The 20,875-nt window shown below is 38.5% G+C and carries 13 protein-coding genes and 3 pseudogenes; 5 read left to right on the top strand and 11 right to left on the bottom strand.

The features are described 5' to 3' along the window. The first annotated feature begins 427 nt into the window (after positions 1-427). Positions 428-760: a hypothetical protein gene (locus N480_RS04040; RefSeq protein ID WP_063371263.1), complete on the top strand. Its 333-nt coding sequence runs from the start codon at positions 428-430 to the stop codon at positions 758-760. 533 nt (positions 761-1,293) lie between these two features. Here the strand turns inward: N480_RS04040 and N480_RS04035 are convergent. The 3 genes from N480_RS04035 to N480_RS04025 all read right to left on the bottom strand — a co-directional run bounded on the left by N480_RS04035 (position 1,294) and on the right by N480_RS04025 (position 3,069). Next, positions 1,294-1,848 (bottom strand): S41 family peptidase, encoded by a 555-nt coding sequence (locus N480_RS04035; RefSeq protein WP_331245793.1) that lies wholly within the window; start codon positions 1,846-1,848, stop codon positions 1,294-1,296. Then, positions 1,848-2,474, bottom strand: coding sequence for a hypothetical protein (locus N480_RS04030; protein ID WP_155732758.1), 627 nt, complete (start codon positions 2,472-2,474; stop codon positions 1,848-1,850). The genes N480_RS04035 and N480_RS04030 overlap by 1 nt, the downstream gene beginning before the upstream one ends. 184 nt (positions 2,475-2,658) lie before the next feature. Further along, positions 2,659-3,069: a hypothetical protein gene (locus tag N480_RS04025; protein WP_063371260.1), complete on the bottom strand. Its 411-nt coding sequence runs from the start codon at positions 3,067-3,069 to the stop codon at positions 2,659-2,661. 378 nt (positions 3,070-3,447) lie between these two features. On the opposite strand from N480_RS04025, the gene N480_RS25220 reads away from it, so the two are divergent. Beyond that, positions 3,448-3,627, top strand: a complete 180-nt coding sequence (locus tag N480_RS25220) for a hypothetical protein (RefSeq protein ID WP_141685337.1) — start codon at positions 3,448-3,450, stop codon at positions 3,625-3,627. Between the two features lie 288 nt (positions 3,628-3,915). Here N480_RS25220 and N480_RS04020 read toward each other — a convergent pair whose 3' ends face one another. Then, a complete protein-coding gene (locus N480_RS04020) occupies positions 3,916-5,226 on the bottom strand; it encodes a cysteine hydrolase family protein (RefSeq protein ID WP_063371259.1) in 1,311 nt (436 codons plus the stop codon). Positions 5,227-5,430: 204 nt separating this feature from the next. Between N480_RS04020 and N480_RS04015 the strand changes: the two genes are divergently transcribed. Further along, positions 5,431-5,781: a cupin domain-containing protein gene (locus tag N480_RS04015; RefSeq protein WP_063371258.1), complete on the top strand. Its 351-nt coding sequence runs from the start codon at positions 5,431-5,433 to the stop codon at positions 5,779-5,781. A 273-nt stretch (positions 5,782-6,054) separates the two neighbouring features. On the opposite strand, the pseudogene N480_RS24930 reads toward N480_RS04015, so the two are convergent. Both N480_RS24930 and N480_RS04010 read right to left on the bottom strand, forming a co-directional pair. After that, a pseudogene (locus N480_RS24930) lies at positions 6,055-6,129 on the bottom strand (Mobile element protein); the annotation flags it as partial. 709 nt (positions 6,130-6,838) lie between these two features. Beyond that, positions 6,839-7,207, bottom strand: a complete 369-nt coding sequence (locus N480_RS04010; RefSeq protein WP_063371257.1) for a hypothetical protein — start codon at positions 7,205-7,207, stop codon at positions 6,839-6,841. Positions 7,208-7,371: 164 nt separating this feature from the next. Between N480_RS04010 and N480_RS04005 the strand changes: the two genes are divergently transcribed. Both N480_RS04005 and N480_RS03980 read left to right on the top strand, forming a co-directional pair. Beyond that, positions 7,372-8,001 carry a hypothetical protein gene (locus N480_RS04005; protein ID WP_063371256.1) on the top strand — a complete coding sequence of 210 codons (630 nt, stop codon included), beginning with the start codon at positions 7,372-7,374 and terminating at the stop codon, positions 7,999-8,001. A gap of 2,324 nt (positions 8,002-10,325) precedes the next feature. Continuing rightward, on the top strand, positions 10,326-10,592 hold the full coding sequence (locus N480_RS03980; RefSeq protein ID WP_063371251.1) for a hypothetical protein: 267 nt from the start codon (positions 10,326-10,328) through the stop codon (positions 10,590-10,592). Between the two features lie 546 nt (positions 10,593-11,138). On the opposite strand, the gene N480_RS03970 is transcribed toward N480_RS03980, so the two are convergent. The 5 genes and pseudogenes from N480_RS03970 to N480_RS03950 form a co-directional block, all read right to left on the bottom strand. Further along, positions 11,139-11,654, bottom strand: coding sequence for a hypothetical protein (locus N480_RS03970; RefSeq protein ID WP_063371249.1), 516 nt, complete (start codon positions 11,652-11,654; stop codon positions 11,139-11,141). 25 nt (positions 11,655-11,679) lie between these two features. Next, positions 11,680-18,645, bottom strand: coding sequence for an RHS repeat-associated core domain-containing protein (locus N480_RS03965; RefSeq protein ID WP_063371248.1), 6,966 nt, complete (start codon positions 18,643-18,645; stop codon positions 11,680-11,682). A 423-nt stretch (positions 18,646-19,068) separates the two neighbouring features. Next, a pseudogene (locus N480_RS24925) lies at positions 19,069-19,155 on the bottom strand (Mobile element protein); the annotation flags it as partial. A gap of 546 nt (positions 19,156-19,701) precedes the next feature. Continuing rightward, entirely contained in the window at positions 19,702-19,959 is a 258-nt protein-coding gene (locus N480_RS03955; protein WP_155732757.1) for a hypothetical protein, read from the bottom strand. Between the two features lie 345 nt (positions 19,960-20,304). Then, positions 20,305-20,875, bottom strand: a pseudogene (locus tag N480_RS03950) (transposase); the annotation flags it as partial.

Below are 20,875 nucleotides of genomic sequence, written 5' to 3'. Positions count from 1 at the left end.
ATTAGAAAACCATCAGAAAAAAGACTAAAACCACAAAATGAAAATACTGCCCTGAAATAGAAAGAAAAGTAAAATAACTTAGACATATTTATTAGAGTAATTCTAGCTCACAGGATCCAGTAATCTCCACTTTTAAGTTTACATAATTTTATATGTTAAATTTAACTTACAACTCGAATTAGCAAGATTAAGCTGTAGCACTTACCGCATACCAATCAATAGGTCTTGGGAGAAAAGTCCATAAAGGCCTGAATTAGAGCACAATTCAAATCACAACATCTTCAACAGGCAATCCTAAGTATATGTAAAGTAAAAACATTTATTACAAAACACATTAGGCTCAATTTCCCCTATCGCATATTAAAATAAAGCATGTATAATCCCCAATCAACAACATTGAATATCATTAATAGAATGTAGGTTTTTCATGAGAATTATTTACTCACTGTTAACAGTGCTTTTTTGTGCGAATGTAAATGCATCCGTTACGGCTTCTTCTTATACTAAGATTACAGCAATCGAATCATACTCTTCTTATGGAGATGGAGATGTAATATTCCAATTAGAAAACCCAGAAAGTTCATGCTCTGGCGGTTATTGGATGAAAAAGTCAACACCAGGATTTGAGGCTAACCTTAGCATGATATTAGCAAGCTATCACGCTCAATCTAAAGTTCAAATCCGAGGATTCCCTGGTACTTTATGGGGTGGCTCTAAAAGCCCTTACTGTCATGTATACTCTATTAGAACGTCATTATAAATACGGGTAAACGCTACCTGATTATAATCAACTCTTAGCTTAGAATTTTACCCCCTTTAAGCTAAGAGATTTTATCATTAATTTAAGTTTCAACACAAATCAAAGCCCTCTTTCATTTCATTTTCTCACCATCTAAAAATTTAGCTTCGACCTTAAAACTAAAATTTTTAGATCCACATCCAACAAATCAAAAATCATAATAAACCAATCGAACATTAACTTTTAAATTTCGTCCCAACTTCCTAGATAAAAACCCAAAATAATTAAAGGTTTTCACTCCACTATAAAAAACACATGGTTTTTCAAAGCTACCTTTATGATTGGTTGTGTTTTCATTTAAATTTTTGTTGAGTGTTCATTACCATTAAGTAGGGCAAATCTGTGCCTAGCCAATGCTATTTGAATAAATTTCTTTTACATTTCATTACGCTAATAAGGTAACCACCCAACAAAAAACACGGAGTCAGACCTTCTCGCATAGAGTTGAGCAAGCAAAAGACCTTACTAGTCTTGTAAGGCCTTTTAACTTAATTCTACGGGTTATATTGTTGAATCAGTGACTCCACATATTGTCTCGCAGCTCGCTTAATCGCATCGACGTTATTTCTAATGTCCTCTCGTGTTGGCGACACCTGAATATCTGGTTGTACGCCAACACCAATTAACTTGCTGCCATCAGCCTGTCGAGCTTCGGCACCTGTAAAGCAGATCCGCAGCATCTTTGGGCCACCGCCAGAAAAGTATAGATCTGTGACGTTGCCGTTTATACCCATTGTTACTTCACCTACTATAGGTACTTTGGCATTTTGGAAATGGGCTAATGTTAACTCATTGTGGCTTATATTATATTTGTTGCTAATCACAACGATAGGCATCTTGAGCACCTTTTTCGATCCCCGTATGGATAAGTCATAACTTTGCACATACCTTTGCTCATAATCAGGGTGATTGGACACACGCAAATTAAATACAGGCCCTGCGCTTACCCCATCATGGATAGCATCTAAGAATTGCATCCAAGCCCTAGAGTCATCGGGGTAAGAGCGCAAATCAGCGACAATGCCACTGGCTCCCTTGAGCTTTTCTATTAACCCGGGAATATCTTCAGAGTTGTTTTGCTTAAATTAATGTAATGGATATTATTTTCTAAAACCTGATAGGTCGGCTGCGACGCGTGAATATAGCGGTCAACACCGTTGTAAAAGCTATTAAAAATGTATTTATCTGTTGGCAGTTGGATTGAAGACAATTGATTATCTTTATTTTTAATGTCGATAGTCACAGAATCTGTTGCTTGGGCTTTACTCCGTACCTGCGAGCCCAATATAACACTTTTAGCAACATGGGTTGATATAAGTGAGTATGGTATTTTTTCTTCAATGGGCGTGTCGATACTTCGACCATCAACAGCGATGAGCTCGTCACCAATTTCCAGACCAGCGACACTATCACCTTTGTATACCAATATGGGCTCATCGTCTACCAATTCGAAGCTGACGTCTGGTCCATGAAACTCGCTTGGAATATCCGTCGAATACAAGGTGAAGTGATTATCCTGTAACTTAGTGAGTGAATACTTAAGTGCATCACCAATCTTTTGACCATCCTGAGTAAGACAAGCATTCAATAGTGGCCTCAGTTCAGACTTCCAATCGACAGGAACATGATGAAAATACTGATAAAAATGCTCCATCACTCCCCAAACTTTGCTCATTGCACTAAAGCAAAAAAAAGTGGTTTTCAAGAAAGTAAGGGATACTTGTACTATCAGGGGATTTAAATTCTACACCATCTTTAGCAGACTTATTTGCGGTAAGTAACATAGGGACTCGTACGTATACCCCATTAATTTGTGTATAGTATATTTGTTGTTGTGGTAGCTAGGGCGTTGTGTGTAATTACCCATAGTTTATATTACTTATATACCTAGTATAGAGGTAGTGCCCGTCTCCTGGATAGCCATAGTTTAACCACCCCACCACCTCGCTTTCGCTGGTCAACCTTTCTGGTTCTGTCAGATAGTCATTAAACGTAACATGCGGAGCCACATCACCAAATAAATGCTCGAGTTGCGACGAAAAACTCTGTGATGAGTTATTTTTAATATAATGCGTTCCATATTTGAAAAATACTTCCCAGTCTGTATTTTTAACTGCGTCACTAGGGTGGTAGTACTCAACAATATTAGATATTTTTGAAAAAGTCTCTATACTATCGAGCGGATAGTCATCAAGGTTATCGTTACTTGTACTAACGACTGCCGTATTGATAAGAAGCGTTGAAAGTATAGCCTTTACTTTCTTGTTCATAAAATTTCCTTTTTACTTATAATCTAATTTTAAAATAACCTCCATTTTTTCAATCAGTCAATTACCCCCTTTAATTATATATACAAATTAATTTAATAAAAATTCACGGTAAATTATTAAAGCCACTTTAATTAACCGCAAATTCAACTCGAGGCCATAATGAGCTAGCTCATTATCAAAACGTATGACTTCATAAACTATAGCTGGATAACTTCTTAGTATCTGGCGCATTCTTGACCAAACTATGGAAACAAAGATTGACACAACATCAGTGATGCCGATACATTGCATATTGTATTCAATATTGCGAAATCATATCAATTGGTGATGCTTATTGAGTACTGACAAAACATAGGAATAACTTAAGGATAAATAATAATGAAACTAAAACTAAGTAGTAAGAAGCTCAAATCATTGTCAGACCGACATGTCATAGGTGATAACAATACGCCCGCAATAGCAGGTGGTGCGAATACTTGGACATGCCACAGCCACATCGGTCCACCGGGAGCGCCCCAGCATACTTGCAACCCAAGCTATCTGGGTCGATGGTGCTAATTGGGCTACTGATATCCTATCTATCAACACTCGAAACAAAGCTCAGATCAATGACAGTTAATCAAGTTGTAAGGGGTTGATATTGAGTTAACAGGGTCCCCTGTCACTAGAATTATCAGACGCATAACATCTTGGGTGGGTACCCTTCTTGCCAAACCGCTAGATCAATTACTTTTACACCTAAAGGTGCTGAGTTTACGATGATGAAGTATCACTGTTTAACTCACTAAGATAAAAGCGGCAAGTACAGCATATACCGCTTTCAGTCGAAAACTAAGTGTTAAAAACTTAACGTAAACGTGGATATACTTCCGGAATCACAACTTCATTTAGCTCTATCATTTGATAGTAAGCCGCAATTTCTTCTTCAGTTAAGTCACCTAACTGTATTTCGACAAACATTTCATAACCAGCTGATTTTTGTGTACTTGGTACTGCACCCAACTGATAAATGTAATCTAAATAGTGGATAGGATCTACGTCAGAACCCAACAATGCATCTTCTAAAATGATTGGTGTTATACCCGCCTCAATTAGCTTATAGACAGCGTCATACAAACCAAACTGAGAAACCACACCTGATATAACAGCTTGCGTCTTTCCAGCTGCTTTTATATTTGCCACCACAGGATCGATGTTTTTATAACTAATCATATTGGGACTTTTACGATATTTGGATGTGTAAGCCTTCCCTTTTTTATTCACATGAAAGCTCGGTATATAGTCAAATAAAAACTCCTGCTCTGATCCTAAATATGTAAACCTAGGCTCTGTTGCAGGTTTGTTATCATGTTCTGCCTTAGCTAGGCTCGCATCATCCATATTAAAATTGATCTTCGCCATTTTATGACGGTCGCCCTGGTAAAGCTCATCACGTTTACCCACCGCATAACGCGGACTGTAGACTAGCCTGTCTTTGGACTCCATCGATTCAATAATTTCACTGGCCTTTGCCAACTTTACACCTGCTTGCTGTAAACGTTTAAAAGTAGGCCGCTCGTAGATTTCAGTCGAAAATGTCGCATCACTTGCCAAATAAACATCAAAGCCCATTTTCTTGAGACCCAAAACTGTTTGCATAACGCACACATCAGTTTCTGCACCCGCGACGACCACTCGAGAGACCCCTGCATCAGCCCAAGCAGTCATCGCAGCATGAATATCAGCTTCTAGTGTTGAGTTAAACGTTTGTTTGAAAAAGCTTTGGGTATTTTCATCGAGCGCTTGGGCTATACGCGTGATATAAGGCGTATAATCAAGACCTTGATCAGAGCTAAACGCTTCGTAAGTAATGGTCGTTGGCATATTTAAATCATTGGCTTTTTGCGCCAATTGCGCAATACGATCAATGCTGGCATGCAATTGAGGATCTACATTTTGCGCTGGTATTTGATACTCTGGATAGAACACCTTAACCCAGAAGTCATCACTATCCATCACATACCCTTGCTGCGCATCAATAATGAGTAAGCCCGTATTTTGGGCACTTAAATGAACTTGCTCACTCTTTTTTGTTTCTGATGCAAATTGTAGCCTGTCATCAATGTTACAAGCCGACAGTCCAAACGCCAACGAAATCACCAGTAGAGACTTTTTCATAAATCACCTTTTAATTATCCTTGTTTCACAGTAAACGCACGATTAAAATTTGAACAACCATCGATATTTGAACGTTTTGTTAACAAAGTCAATTGAGGATATATCAAGTGCGTAATTTGCTTTTTGGGCTGGCTGTATGCGCTATTTTTGGTTTAATCTGGCGTTGTGGTGCAATGTAGAACAAGAAAAAGGAGTTCAGCACAAATGATACGTAACTTTTACAATTGTGATAAAGAAACAGACAAAAATAGCCATGGTGGTGTGGGTTCAATTGATATCTATCGAGCTTTTCGGCGCAAAGACTTTACCGGAGCATGGGATTTTGCCCTTCGTGTTGTTATGCCACCAGGAAGCTCTATGGGGGAGCATACTCACGGAGATGATGAAGAAATGTACATCATTTTGAAAGGCGAAGGCACCATGACCATCGAAGGTGAAGCGAGAAAAGTCACTTCAGGGGATATGATTGTAAACAAACCTTTTGGTACACATGGTTTAGTAAATACTTCAAATAGTGAAATTGAGTTACTTATCATTCAGTCAAGTCTAAAGTAATTAGCTTTCAGCGGCCTTGTTAATAAAATAGGCCATTACTACGGTTCTTGGCATTTTACTGATATTCGGGCATGCCAGGCTGGGCATCAATTTAATGGCTTCAGCTTTAACCTTTACTTCAGTGCTGATTGGTAACGGTGTGGATTTTTAATGCCTCCCCACAAACTGTTTAAAACGATATATGCTTGTTTCAGGCGTGGTACTTTTACTTTCTTCCCAGCTGAATTGTTACTCCCTCATAAACTAGTATATAAGTATGGCACCCACCTTATTTTTTACGCATCTAGATATGCAGTGGTAGTACTTAGTATCCACCAAGCTAACTTGTCTACTTCGTGCTGTTGCCATGAATTGAGCGCCTAACTTATAACCGTTATTTAAAGGTAAGCGACACTCAGTTTTTGCCAAATTTAATATGGGTGATGAGATGAACACTCCCAAATCGGCGTCAATGTGCCAAACGGAAGGTGTTAATAACAACAGTTAACAGGAGCATCTATCATGAGTAACGTTAGTATATTGAGCATCGATTTGGCAAAAAATGTATTTCAATTTCTTGGTATCGATCATTCTGATAAACCATGCTTATCAATACAGAGGAACAAAATGCTTAGAATAATTCGGTTTGGTTGTTGGGGATCTCGGAGAAAATAAGGGTAAAATAACCCGTGTGGGTGTTTTGAGCACTCAACAACCTCCCAACTTATAGTTGCTAGAAGTAGGTGAAAAAAGGCCTAGCCTGCCTACATAAAACCCGACAAGGCTACAGTATTAAAACCAATTGGGTGTTTTCAATTTAGCGTATGTAGGCTCGCAGCTCATGAGGAGCTCTGAAGAACAGTTAAGCCCGGATGTATGTTAGAGCAACGCTTAATTGCACGTGGCTAATCATCGAAGTACAGCTGGTGGGTATTAAAAAACAACGAGGCTGCAAAAATTGCCCCGATAGATTTACTCTGCTTGACATACACGGAGTGTCCATATATGTCTTCTTAAATTGTATTAATGATTTGTGGGTAAAGAAAAAGCCTCGAAGGGCTTTGGTTAACTTAGTGACTTATTTAAGCTCTTCGTTCTCAAAACTAGCTGCACCACAAACTACTTTTAATGATACTTCTCCACCATCTATAGAAATTACAAAAAGTTTACTATTGATAAGTTCATCACCAGAAAAAGCATAGCCAGATTTTTTTAAATAATCTGAAATCTCGCTTACTTCAATTATCTTGTAGCTTACCTCACCAGCATAAGCAGCTAATGAGTCATCGTCTTCAAAACAATTTTGATGGTCAAAGGAATAGACAGATGAGCAATCTAGTTCACCAAGACTATCTCCTTCATTCATATCAATGAAAGATAGACGTAGTGACTTGCCATCTTTTCCAAATGTAATTTCATCTAAATTAACGTCACTTAATAAATTCATATTAGTTATTTCCTTTAAATAGCCCTACAAGAGGCTCGACGAAATGGCCAGTGCTGTGAGATTGGTCTGGTAATTAATTTCCATTATAGTCTTGTCTCAGAGGGAGAATTAAATTTTATCGCTTGCATGTTGAATTCGGGAGCTCTTACTAAGGCGTATACACTATGGTATATAAGGTTTTTCAATTGATGTTGTTGTTCTTTTCTTCGCTTTCTTTTGCAGATAGTGGAATTACGTTGAGATGTGGGGATGTTCACCCTTTAAAAATGGAACTTGATGGCTTTTCTTATCGACAGGAATGTAATCTATCTTCAGAAAGTTATAAATACTACTATTCACACCCTGTGAAAGATGAGAATGGGAATTGTGTTTTAAAAAGAAGGATTGAATCTGAGAGGGAGCCTAGAAAGGCTGATTTTTTCTTTAAAAAGGGACGTTGTGATTTAGATTTTAAAGAATACACATATATTGATGGGCTTGATAGAGGTGAAAAAAGCTATTTATTTAAGAGGTTGAACATAATGTTTGTGGGGATGTTGAAAGGTGAAAAATGGATGTATGGAAATTTAGGCTACTTGTACAATGAGTGGACATATTATTTTAGCAACTTTCAGAAAGCTAAATCGATGTGTCAGGAAACGAGTTGCTTTCATTTTGACACTATCAGCTATGTTTATAACTATTGGTTGGTTAAAGTCTCAACTAATTACGGTGTCTGTGTCTTGAAAGTGGTTGATAACGATGGAAAGTTATCTTTAATTGATGCACCAGATTGCAAGCCTGAAAGAAATTAGCTGGGACAGGCATACTTTTTTATCTGAATTGTTTCTAGTTTTTAAGCCTCTGCAATTAGCTGGTTTTTTTTATGTTTGGTCGCGTTTCGCCAGACTTCAAAAGTACCTGTCTGTAACTATCCCAGCTTTAGTACAGCTCATTAGTACAATTATGCCGCCTCAAGATAGCCCATTGGAGTTTGGTCTCCTAATGCATCATGAGGCCATTCATAATTATCATTATTTAAGAAGACACCTATCTTAAATTTGTGGCTTGTTTCTGCTTTGAAACATGTCGAGGTGGAATTGTGGTATAAATTAAGATGGAAGTCATTTTTAATTGATGCTTTGAGAGTTGGAACTCCTCTTTCTCAGGCTGGCTCCCTGAACAATGCCGAAAAAATGTGGTTCTGAAATGATACATATCAGGTTTATTATGTTGTTTCAAATGATTAGGGACGGTTAAATGGTTTTAGATATGATTGTATTCTTTTATTTTTTATTTGGCTATTTATCAAGTGGATATAGAGAGCTTGTTTTTTATTAAAAAAATATTTTTAAATAATTAAGGTTATTGGGTTTTTGTTGGCAATTGGACTTTCTGGGTTATATTTATTTTATGGTCAATTTGTAAAGTTTCTATTGGTTTTTTATTATCTATCTACTTGCAGGGTAAATTTAAGAACTTTAAACAAGAACGATAATTGATTTTGAATTAAGGTTTAATTATGATTGGGATTAATTTATGCGAGTTATTTATTGTTTTGATAGCAGTGATTTTAACTAGTGCACAATTTTTCATAAAAATCTTATGGAAAAGAAAACGTTATAATCACCTATATTTCATACAGTTTTTTGCGTTGTTTTCGAGCTTTTCTATTGCCGAGCATTTTTTCGAAAAACCTGGATTCCAGTTTTTTATAGGAACGGTGGGATTCTTTCTTTTTTTTGTTAATTTGTGGTTGATGGTTGTGCGAAGTAAAAATTAAGGAAAGCAAAAAGCACAAAAAATTTAGAAAGCACACATTCCAATTTGGGCCTCGTTTAAGAAGCCGTCTATGCTTTAATGACTGTCAAAGTACGGATGGTTTCTTTATGACAATTCTACATCACAGGCGGTTGTTAAATTACATACTTTAAAGCCGAATTTGTCCCAAACTTATTTTTATAGTAAATATGATGATTATTTTTAGTAATGCTTTTTTCAATTTCACTTATTTGGTTTTTAATTTTTTATCCTGTGCTTATGTTTAAAGGAGGAGTCCTGATTTTTCGTTATTTTTTCTCATTGTAGTCGTTTTAAATAGAAGCCGTTTCTTTATAGTCACTTTTTCTTACATATTGGTTACAATTATAAATTATTGGCTGTCAGAGGTTGATAGTCGTGAAAGCTTACTAGCAGCTAGGAGCCAACAGAAGTATGTTCAGGCTAGAGAGCTTCAGAAAAAAATTAAAGCTAGTGATGAGAATTATGAGAAGTTAAAAGTATTTATTGATAGGGATATGGACTCTCTAAAAAGCTATGAATTTCTTATCGCTAGTAATAACATGAGTTGTAACCATAAGATATCCATAAAGGATGTTTTATATCAATTATTTGAATCTGAGTGGCAAAGCTTAGCAGGTGGGAAAATACTAAAAGAAATCTATATGATTTTAATCTATAAGAGTGGAGGTTGCCTTGACTAGAGATGATTATAGAAAGAATTAAATTGAGCTCGGGCTAAATACAAATTGCCGTGAACTTCTCAATCAAGCAAGTCAATTTTGACCGATAGAGTTATTTTTTCTTTTTTCAAATCAAAAAATTTAAAATATAGGCGACTCTTACTTAGTTTTGAGCCGAAACAGACAGGCAGCCTCAAAATTTGGTATAAATTGGTGTAATTGTAAGAATTCTTAGGTCAAAGGAAAACAACTTAGACGCATATTAAGTTATTTAGTTGGCCATTTTAAAGAGTGAGGGAGCATGTACTTTATAGCAATCTTGAATTTAATCTTTGTTATATTATTTTTCGAAGAGGTTTTCTACTTCGTTTTTACAAGTTTCATGTTGGCTAACATACTATATTACTTAAGGGTAAAAAGCTTTTCTATTAAGGTTCTTTTGAGTGATGTCAGGGAAACATGGATTATCAGCCTTTTTTGCTTTCTGGTTTTAGTTTTTCCTACTTTTGGAGCTGTTTTCAGTGGTGCTGTATTAGAGTTTTTGCTTGTCGTCTCGGGAGTGTATTTTTTGTTCAGAGAAATAATGTTACTAGGATCGCACTTTTATAAAAGGTGAATTGCTTATTTAATATAAATTAAGATGGGTGTCATGTTTCATTATGTGTCGAAGATTGATTATGCTTATCTGGCAGGACGGCAGGGGGCATCTTAGCTACTTCTTTAGCTGCAAAACACCCATAGCACCATCGCTTGGTGTCCTTGCAGATACTGGTGATGCAAATCATAACATTGAGACTTTGGCTAAGAGTTACAACATTTATGTTGGGAATTACGGCTCAAGTCAAAGAGTTCTGCCTCAATTGTCTCAACCAGTCAGAAGCGAGGTTCGCATTGAGTTGCAGAATATCGCAGATAGGTTTTTGTACGCTGGGGGTAATAATTAGTGAAATGTAATAAGTGCAAACAAGGTGGAGTTGGCTTCATTGATGTGCTGGCTAACTCTGTCAGTGGAAAAGTTCGTTGTTACAAATGCGGAGCAATGTTTTCACTACCTGCAGTGAAGAGAGTAATATACTTGATTATAGAGGGAGTAGTAATCTTCATTGCGGCAGTTTTTAGTTTGGCACAGTTATCAGCTATTTATTTAGTGGTTGCTCTATTTTTTTCTTTGGTTTTCAGAGGCGTTGGTTTGAAACGATGCTGGCAAGAGGTGAAAACTGCCAAAAAGATGAAGAAAATAAGGTAAGAAAATGAGCATATTTAAGCAGACATATATGGGCACCCCGTGTATGTCACTTTTAATTTTGCTAAGACTAAATAAAATACAACGAGGCAGTAAAACTGCCCCGTTGGAGGTACTTAATCTGACATTACAGAGGTCTTTATAAAAGTCATATTTAGTGCTGTATCTACCAAACTGGCTTATTCTTTTAAAGGTATAGACTAAAAAGTCTACTTAACTTTTTCGTTAAAGAATAAATGACTTTTCATCAATGAAATAGTTCGTTCGGTGCTATATACATCCAAAATGACTCACTTAAGCTAAAAATCACTAACGCATATGAGAAAAACGCGATAATAACAGCTCCCGATAAATACATAGTAATTTTCGTTGCGCTATTTGAGTATATAAATTCACTAGTCTTCAACGTTAACGTTACAATTGGGAGAATGCCAATCAATAACGCTACGCCTGTAAAATAATGAAAATTATCAGGCATGTAAAAATAATCTGCCATCACTATAAACAAAGAACATTTAAGTAATAATAAATCAAAAACTATTTCGTAGTTCGTACTTTCACTACTTGATATGAAATTAGTTTCTGATCTTTCACTTAACATTACAATCATACAAGCCGTAAAGTTCACGTAAAACAACGCAGAAACAGAAGTAATACTACCTGAGTCCCAAAATAAATACTCTACAACTAAGAGAAGTAACACAGTACCAAGTGCAGTAGCTATTGCCTTTGAATTATAATAACTACCTGAGCTTAAAGTCATTAATCAACTCCTGCTTTAAATAAGCTTAAATTTTTATCTTCCCAGTCTTAGGATTTATTTTAATCTTAGGTTTGCCACCTAAAGCCCCTCTAGTCTTCATCCTAAATTCATATAGTAACACCTTAGACGCAGGCATAATATAACCCGCAGCAGGACTAAAATAGAAAGATGGAGGTGTGTTAATTGAAGGTACAGTTCCATTAAATACTCCAAGTGATTCCCCTAGCATTTGCAATGCAACATCTCTTTGAGTAACCGTCGCTGCTGACCAAGCCATATGTCCACGGACTAAAGCTCTAATTGCCAACCCAGAACCTCCGAAACCAATTGCACTGTAAGTAAATGCCCTTGTAACATCAGACTGCATACTTTGATAATTCATTCTCATCTGTAGCATAGATAAGTCAGCATCAGCTAGATCTCTACCAATTTCTCGTTGCTTCGCCTCATCCTGACAAGATTTACCGCAGATAATAGATGCTGAGGTATTATTATTTTCATCTACCGAAATGTTACCCCAACGAGCCTTAACTCCTTCTTCCATTGAACTCATATTAACACCTAAATCTTTAGCACCTTCCATTAAGGAGCTTTTTGATTTTGTATATATGTCATTCTGGATCGCGCTAGAACCTGCTTGCTTCGCTTGTGCTTGTTGTCCTCCGATTGATGTAATACCGCCACCAGCTGGAATCGATTTTATAGTAGTAACATTGGCAAAGCTTTGGTCTGTACCATTATTGAAGTTAACTTTTATAGAACCATCCTTATATACTTCAATATTTTTAACGTCCCCTACATCATAGTTCATTACGTTTGAACAACCCGGCGTAGGCTCTGACTTTTGCCGTGTACCTTTAGACTGACACGCCGATGAATACCCTGTTGGGTCAGTACCACCGAGTGGGTTATTCATTATATATGAATAAGGGTTAACAGACTGCGAGTTTCCAGGAGACTGAATTATAGGGTCGACACTCATAAATCTACCTAGATTATAATCGTATATCCGGCCATTCATATGAATGAGGTGTAGCTCGTCTAAATGCTCATGATCAGTAAATCCACGATTGGTTTTCGCTGATTTAATATCATCTAACTTTGCAGTAAATTTTAAAGCCCCCGATGCTGCACGCGGTTTACCAAACGGGTCGAAGTTACGTTCAGTGATTACATAACCATTGGCATTTGTAATAAGCCTTGCACTGCCTAAACGGTCTTTATGTAAGTAACGGATATAAGGGCTCGAACCGGACTTAGTTGAAATAACGGCAACATCACCTATATAGGCGCGAGTTGTGGTTTTACCACCTTCAACGTCAATTTCATAATGTTTGCCCGCATAATAGGTGGCTTTACCCGATTGAGTTTGTTTAAAACGCATATGGTCGGGACCATAAACAAAGTCTGCCGTGATCCCGTTTTTAGTAATACGCGTTGGTTTATCCATGGCATTGTAAGAAGCTGCACTTAAGCCATCCCCTTTAACCATATTACCACGGCCATCATAGCTAAAGCCGACCCAACGTCCGTTTTTGTGAACTTTCTTGACCGCATTTGCACCACCGCCACTGTGCCCTGATAGGTGCGTGGTGTAGTTGTAGGTAGATGCGTAATCCGACTTGTTCGTAATATTACCTACAGCATCGTAACCATAGCTGATGGTAGTGTATCCTTGAATTTGATTTGAAGTTAGACGATGTAAATGATCGTACTGGTATGTTTCATCATATTCATGTCGATCAGCAATGCTACCGGATGCTACTGACATACTTTTTAGGTTACCAAACCCGTCGTATGCGGTGTACTGAATAGTCAGCAGGTTAGTATTATTTTTATGGGTGTAGTGCTCCACCATTTGACCGGTTTGACGACTATAGTACGTATTAGTTTTCAAACCATTACCCAATGTTTGAGATTGGATCGCACCAAATACATCGCGTGCTGTCACTTGTTGGAAACGATAGCCACTGGCCTGATTTTTAATTTCAGTCTGATACCCTTTATCGTCGTAAATATATTCCAAAGTCAGGTTATTTGGATAACGCATGCCCTTAATTCGACCATAATTAGCATCATAGAATGTTTTTGTTGTGAAACTATGGTTATCACCACTCACAGTATGCGATATCGGACGACCGAAGTTGTCATAGACGTAGGAATGTGCAACACCATTGCCAGCAGAATTAGACAACTGGCCGTATGAGTGCGTATCAAACGTATAGTTATAGGAGCTCTCACCGGTAGCGCTTCTTTTAACGACACGGCCTAAAATGTCTACGTTGTAGTGAACAGACTTAGAGTTACCACGGGTTTCTCGCTGCACCTCACTAAATCCATTATATACAAAGTTTGTACTACCTTGGTTTGGATCTAACACTCGAAGCTTATTACCAAAAGCATCGTATTTGGCTAAAATATTGAAACCGTTAGCATCTCGAATCACAATTGGTAGCCCTTGACCATTATAGGCATAGCGTGTGCGCCCACCCAGTGCGTCCACAGTTTCAACCAATTGGTTTTGACCGTTATAGCTGCGGCTCATTTCGCCTAGGATAATGTTATAACACGATTCAGACACATTAATATCGGTCTTAAAACCACTATAAGTGTATTCAGCGGTCATAGTACCGCTTGAAAACGGACCACATTGCTGATCGGTCACTTTACGGTCAACACGGCCCAATACGTCATAATTCCCGTAGCGCACACCGTACTTAGTTTGCCCCCATTTATACGGCTGAGATTCAAAAAGCGGATATCCTTTTGTATTAAAGGTAGCGTCCGTAAAAATCCAATCACCATCTTGGCCCATTACCATAGTACGAATGGTACGGCCCAGCTTATCAATAAAAGCCAGCTGCTCAGGCGCGCCGGCGGCAACAGTTTTGACTTGTTTCACGGCATCTCTAGGCGCAAAATTTCCCGCCCTTTGCACCGCAGTGTAGACTGTCGGCGAGCCCTCAACTTTTTGACTATAAGGGCGCAGATAATTATCATACGTGAACTCAGTGGTTAGGTAATCAGCTGAATTTACTTGTTTATGAACTGCTTTTGGAAGGCCCGTTTTAGGGTCCGTGATAGTGCGTGTCAAGTGCCCTTTCGCATTGGTTACATCAAAAACATAGTAACCGGTTTCATGGGCTGAGGTGCCATTGAGCGTATAAGATATGTTTTCCGTTCGGCTTTGATCGGACCATTTCGCATCATTATACACACGTGCCGTCTTAGTGATTTTAGTCGGTAGGCCATAGTTGTTAAACTGAAAGTCAGTCTGGTGTCCAGCACCTACAGAGCCACTGACGACGACTCGCCCTGCTTTTCGAGCGCTATTATAGTTACTGTAGCTGGTAGTAATTGTGGTTCTACTATCTAAAGGCTTTTCGCTACCACCATATTGCCTGTATGGATCATTGGCGCTTCGCCCTGACACAGCTTCTTTAGTAACAGTACTGCTTTTTAATATATTTAGCCACCAATCAGAGGTATTGGCCTCAAACCTGTTTTCAGTGGTAGTTTTGACCAACCCGGTGCTATCTTCTAGACTCTGCTCTGATTTGACTATATTTCCATTCCTGTCGATAGAAAGCACCTTTGTACGCTTTTCAACAAGTATGTTCTTGGTATCTAAATCCCGTGTTACTTGATAATTTGAATTAGCGTAAATACTATAAACATTTGAGATGCTATGGTTTGCATTGTCCATCCAGGACGTTTCTGTCTGGCTAATTGCGCGGTCTTCAATTGGGTTTAGAGGACTACCATTTTTAGGGTACTCAGATAATGCAAAGGTTGCTTTTCTCTTTAACTTACCAGAGTATGGAAAGTGTTGACGGAAATCAGACTGCGTGATTAAGCCCTTGGTAATATCCGCTTCAATTATCGACCTGAAGCCCGTAAACCCCCTACCTTGATTATTAAATAATGCACCGCGATAAGCATATCTGCGAACGAAATCACCACGAATACCATTGTCTTGTTTAAACTCATTAACAACATACATGCTAGAGGTAAAGTTCTGGTAGCCTTTGGTAATATTCCTGTCGCTCTGATATAGCTTTGAGAGACCGTTGATACCAGTGCTTGTAGACGATGAAAGTGGGCGATATTGCCATTCACTTTTTAATCCTTCCCCGTTTGTTACTGAGTTCAGCAAGTCTAGTGGACGATAGCGGCTACCATTAGTGCCAGAGCCCGTGCCATAGTTACGGCTAACGTTGACTTTGCCTTGCGCATAACCGATCGGTGTTGAATCTAAGAAGCGACAATTAGAGCCACTGGGGCCGCGTTCACAGCCATAATTGAACACCAGATCAGGTAGGCCATCACCTTGCGCATCAACCATTGCAGACTGATATACAGAACCGATAAAGTCTGTACTTGACTTAACAAAGCGACCATTTTGTAATTCTAATTTTGAGAATGAATAGATACTGCGGTCATAACTACCAGCAACTGACTTTATTCGCCCTTCACCACTTGGAACAGTCTCCGTGTAAATTTCTTCGCCACATAGCTCAGTAACATTTTTACCTCGGTATTCATAATGACTGACGTTATGACAACCTCTCACCTTGATGCCGCCCGGTATCAACAGTTCTTCTTTACCATCGGCATCGATATCCGCCACTTTGATGGCATCGCCGTATTTAGGTATTTTGGCGCTTTTGATGCTTTCTCTATCACCACCGAAACCAAACCGCTCTTCGAATATAAAGGTTCGGCTATATACACTTGTGCCTGTATAAACTGGTGCAGTAAAAGATCCACTTCCTGTACTGTATCTTACAAAGAGTTTGCTGCCATTGGTTCTTGGTTTGTACCAACCAAACCAGTCTTTTAGCCCGTCACCATTTAAATCTGCGAAACGATAGAATCGACCCCAAGCATTTTCGTACCTATATATGTAATCACTTTCATCGTCCCAATTAATGGTTTTAGAATATGAGGTCAGTACTTTTCCGTCTGTATTCATTAGTTGGATTGATGCCAATCTGCCCTGTCCTTGATCATTGACACCGTGGGACACACGATAGAAGTCAGGAATGCCATTACCATCAAAGTCCCCACCCAGTGCATATGATTCTGAAGGTGTAGTCGTATTAGCACGTTTATTCACTGAAAACAGCTTCTTTTTATATGACGATGAATACGGCGAAGAGAAATTACCAGTGTGGTAATAGAAATTTATCGAGTCAGCACTATATGAGGTTGTTTTTTCGTAGATCACAAGATCAGGTAAACTATCACCATTCATATCGCCTACATGCAAAAACGAAGACAGTTGAGGTATTTCAACATAGGTATTGATCTTAGTAGAAGTACCATTTGTATTACTGCGATGGATAACCAGTTTTTTCATAGAGCCTGATGAGCCAGGATCAAAACCAATGTCGTCTGTAAGTCCGTCTAAGTTGTAATCAGTCGTTTGAGAATTACAGTTTACCTTTTCACCGCTGGTACCTGAAAATTCACAATCCGTCAAAGGGTGGGTATTACTTGTAGTATTACCTTCAGCGTCAATATAAAAACCTGGCCAATCTCTTGCCCCGTCGCCGTTTCGATCGCCATTTGGTAATACCGACGCAATGCTCTTTCCAGCATTAATATTGACAAACGTACCTCTTACCTTAGTTGCTTGGTCTGCCCAATCAAATGTTGTTTTTGGTAAACAATAGCCACCCGTTGTGCCGTAACACAGCTCTACAGAAGCAAGAAGGTCTAAACCTGAGGCCTTACTAGTATTGTACGCTAGTGTATATTCACGAGTTTGGAGGGTGCCATGTTTTGTCGTAATACGCTTAAGTCGTTGCGTGTTTTCATAGGACATACCATGGTGATACTTCGTAGTTGGGTCAGAGGCTTGCTCATATTCAAAATGAATGTTGTGGATCCCCTCACTAGAGCTACTGTTACCCGTGTAGTTAATTTTGTCTAAGAGTTTCTCATTGTTACCATATTCAACATAATCATAATGAATATAGTTGTTATTGGTAGCATCACGTGTATAGTCAATTAACCAAGCGTAGGGCCCTTTATTTTGACTACGGATATCTCGGCTATTGCTAGAAGCGCCAAAAGCACTCACATGGCCATTTTTATATTTTACACTGAAAAAACTGTAGCTAGAGTTTAGAGCACCACTTTGTGTAATTAGCGCAAAGCTGTCCATTTCAGTTCTATACTGAGCGCCACTTTGACCATATTGACCACTGACGAGTACCAGTTTTTGGCCGTTTAAACACAACCTGTCACTGTTACTATACTGTGGGTTTCGGCTATAGCCTTCTTGTGCATAGGTAGCGGCGCAGCGCGTAATAGAAGAACCAGCTGACAGCGACCAACCTTTACCTGCTAATCCGCCACCAGAGCGTGAAGAGTAATTCAGGGATACTTTTGGCTGCATACCAGCTCGTCCAGCCGTTAACTCAATTGGTATGGAGTAAGTTGCGCCGCCACCGCTCACAGCTGCACTGCCTTTAATTGTGCCAGTATTATCTACATGTGGTGCGCTAGGGCTAATGTATGAAGCATTGTTTGGTACAGATGTGGTTAGATCTGCATAATGAGTGTCAAATATGTTTTGAATTACACTGCCAGACGCCACGAGAGAACAACTACCGCTATAACACGCCGCTACTCTAACTTGCGCAAAGTCGTTAAACCTGTCGTCAAGCCTTATCGAATTGTCATTTGTGTATTGCAGATTTTCCCATTGGCCATTTTCATTTAATACTTGAATCGCGTATTTTTCAGCGCCCAGAATCGTAGACCAAGTGAGTAAACGGCCTTGATCATCTTGGATAATTTTTGCGCTGTATTCATTGGCATCAATTGGTCTTGGGATAACAATGAATTGTTCACCTACGCTAATAGGAATAAATAAGCTGCCAGATTTAGCATATGCTTTTGAAACAATCGCTGTCATTTGCATAAAGCAAAGAATAGCTATTGTGCAGAGTAACTTGGGTTTTTGTAGTACGCTAATCAATGCGTAAGACTCCTTTTAAATATGCGCAGAAACATTGCAGGTATAACTAGTACTTACTTAGTCATAATCAAAAATATGCGATAGTTACTACTATAAAAATGGTTATTGAGGAAATAGCCAACACTTTAATTAAAATTTCGCAATATACATAAAATTACATTAATCGACAAGATCTAGAACTTGTCATTAACAATTTTGTGCTTGATTGTGAGTCGATAATTACATGGCGCTCAAAAAGTTAACCTGAGGAAGCGAATAAATCTATTTGCTAACAGAGGCTTACGAAAAAGTTGAGTTTCTAACTCAAGAATTAGAGTGAAATAAACAAAAGAATAAATATGACATACATGGGCACTTCATTTGTGCCACAAACAATTAGGCATGGTAGTGTCAAAAGTTGGTATAAGTGGGTGTCATCGCAAACAAAAACGCACGCCTTACACATCGTGATATACAGTGATAGTACTTAGTATCCACCAAGCTAACTTGCCGACTTCGTGCTGTTGCCATGAATTGTGCGCCTAACTTTTCACCGTTATTTAAAGATAGGCGACACTCAGTTTTTTTGCCAAATTTAAGATGGGTGTCTGCTTATCTCTCTTATCTGCTTAAATTTGATATTCTTAAGTTTTTCTTAAGTTTACTGACCTACCCGTTTTGGTTAAATTTGATTGACCAAAAAATCGGTGAAACGCGACCAGAAACAGAAAAGCCCCAGCAAGTGCTGGGGCTTTAGATTGGCTGCTTTTATTTTTTCAAATTAAAATGGGTGTCGCCTATATTTTTAGCTAATTTAACATCTTTTACCGTTCTTGTTTAAATTTTTTAAATTTTTTCTGCAAGTAAATAGACACTGGTAAAATCAATAAAAACTTTATCAATTGACCAGACAACAAATATAATCCAGAGCAGCCAACTGCCAATAAAACCCCTGCGATCTGAATGCCTTCAAAATATCTATTAATAAAATTCACGCTCTCTATATCTACTTTCCAAATAGCCAAACAAAAAAGTAAATAAAAGAACACAATTATATCAAAAACCATTTAATCGCCCTTAATCATTAGAAACACCTTTATAAACCTGATATGCATCATTTCCGATCCACATTTTCTCGGCATTGTTCAATGAGCCTGCCGGTGAAAGAGGAGTTCCAACTTTCAAAGTATTGACACCACTCGCCCCTGCCATACCAGCATCAATAACTATAAATGTCTTTCTCCCAAACTCAGGATTGGTACTAAAGCCTCCATACGCATGAGCCATTGGATTTTTTCCACTCATAGCTTCGTATAAATTTGATGCTCCATGCATAAATAAAAGCCCACCTCCAGCCGCACAACCAACTCCTGCAGTGGATCCGCAGATCGTAGTCGCGGCGGACATTTCTGCTACACCAGCAGCTGCTTGAGATAACTTATGAAGGTTTTTTGTATCTTAAATTAAATGAATAAATTAAATGTGACACCCATATCAATTTATACCACAACTACACCTCAACATGTTTCAAAGCAGAAACAAACAACTAAAAATTGCTCAATTCGCTTTGAGCCTTTGATAAATTACTTAACTTTATAACTTTGTCGGGATTTCAGACATGACTAACCACGTCACTTTTGAAAGCTACGTTGAAATTGGGGTGTTAATGTATATTAGAGACTAAGCGAGTAACTCACTACACTGAGTGAGGCTGCCTCGTCGTTTTAGCTTTAAGTGCTCGCAATACTTTTGTTTAGCATCGGGCCTACCCACAGAGCCTTTAAACACTTTGGTAAACTGAGTGGTGAGCTTTAGCCAATTATCAGGCTGGATATTGAGTCTCGCTAAGATGGGCTGAGCGTCTGTGATAAATCCCCGTTTATCTTCACGTATGCACCGGCCAGTCAAATCAACAAGCTCTACATAATATTTGAATTCAAATGGCAGCCCTTTTGGCATATGTTTTCTTGGGTTACCTGCAAAGCGCATAAGTGGCTTAGGTTGTTTACCCGCTTTTGCTGTTTCAATACGTTTTTTAATGCTCGTATAGTCTGACTCTTCTGGTGTCTCTGCCATTTTGGCTCTTACTGGATTCAAATCCACATACGCTAAACACGCTGCCAACGCGGCTTCATCTAACAAAGCCTGTGATTTAAAACGCCCTTCCCAGAATCGCCCTGTACAACCATCTTCTCTATTGGCTTTGCGCGCGATATCTTCATTTAGCGTCCGCATAAACCAGCTTATATCA

It is taken from the genome of Pseudoalteromonas luteoviolacea S2607, assembly GCF_001625575.1.
In the GTDB taxonomy this organism is placed as follows: domain Bacteria; phylum Pseudomonadota; class Gammaproteobacteria; order Enterobacterales; family Alteromonadaceae; genus Pseudoalteromonas; species Pseudoalteromonas luteoviolacea_E.
This window is presented reverse-complemented; position numbering and strand designations above follow the sequence as displayed.

Excerpts from the sequence above, each read along its gene's own strand:
- N480_RS04040 (WP_063371263.1), top strand. The coding sequence starts at position 428 with ATGAGAATTATTTACTCACTGTTAACAGTGCTTTTTTGTGCGAATGTA.
- N480_RS04030 (WP_155732758.1), bottom strand. The coding sequence starts at position 2,474 with ATGAGCAAAGTTTGGGGAGTGATGGAGCATTTTTATCAGTATTTTCAT.
- N480_RS04025 (WP_063371260.1), bottom strand. The coding sequence starts at position 3,069 with ATGAACAAGAAAGTAAAGGCTATACTTTCAACGCTTCTTATCAATACG.
- N480_RS25220 (WP_141685337.1), top strand. The coding sequence starts at position 3,448 with ATGAAACTAAAACTAAGTAGTAAGAAGCTCAAATCATTGTCAGACCGA.
- N480_RS04020 (WP_063371259.1), bottom strand. The coding sequence starts at position 5,226 with ATGAAAAAGTCTCTACTGGTGATTTCGTTGGCGTTTGGACTGTCGGCT.
- N480_RS04015 (WP_063371258.1), top strand. The coding sequence starts at position 5,431 with ATGATACGTAACTTTTACAATTGTGATAAAGAAACAGACAAAAATAGC.
- N480_RS04010 (WP_063371257.1), bottom strand. The coding sequence starts at position 7,207 with ATGAATTTATTAAGTGACGTTAATTTAGATGAAATTACATTTGGAAAA.
- N480_RS04005 (WP_063371256.1), top strand. The coding sequence starts at position 7,372 with ATGGTATATAAGGTTTTTCAATTGATGTTGTTGTTCTTTTCTTCGCTT.
- N480_RS03980 (WP_063371251.1), top strand. The coding sequence starts at position 10,326 with ATGCTTATCTGGCAGGACGGCAGGGGGCATCTTAGCTACTTCTTTAGC.
- N480_RS03970 (WP_063371249.1), bottom strand. The coding sequence starts at position 11,654 with ATGACTTTAAGCTCAGGTAGTTATTATAATTCAAAGGCAATAGCTACT.
- N480_RS03955 (WP_155732757.1), bottom strand. The coding sequence starts at position 19,959 with ATGCATGGAGCATCAAATTTATACGAAGCTATGAGTGGAAAAAATCCA.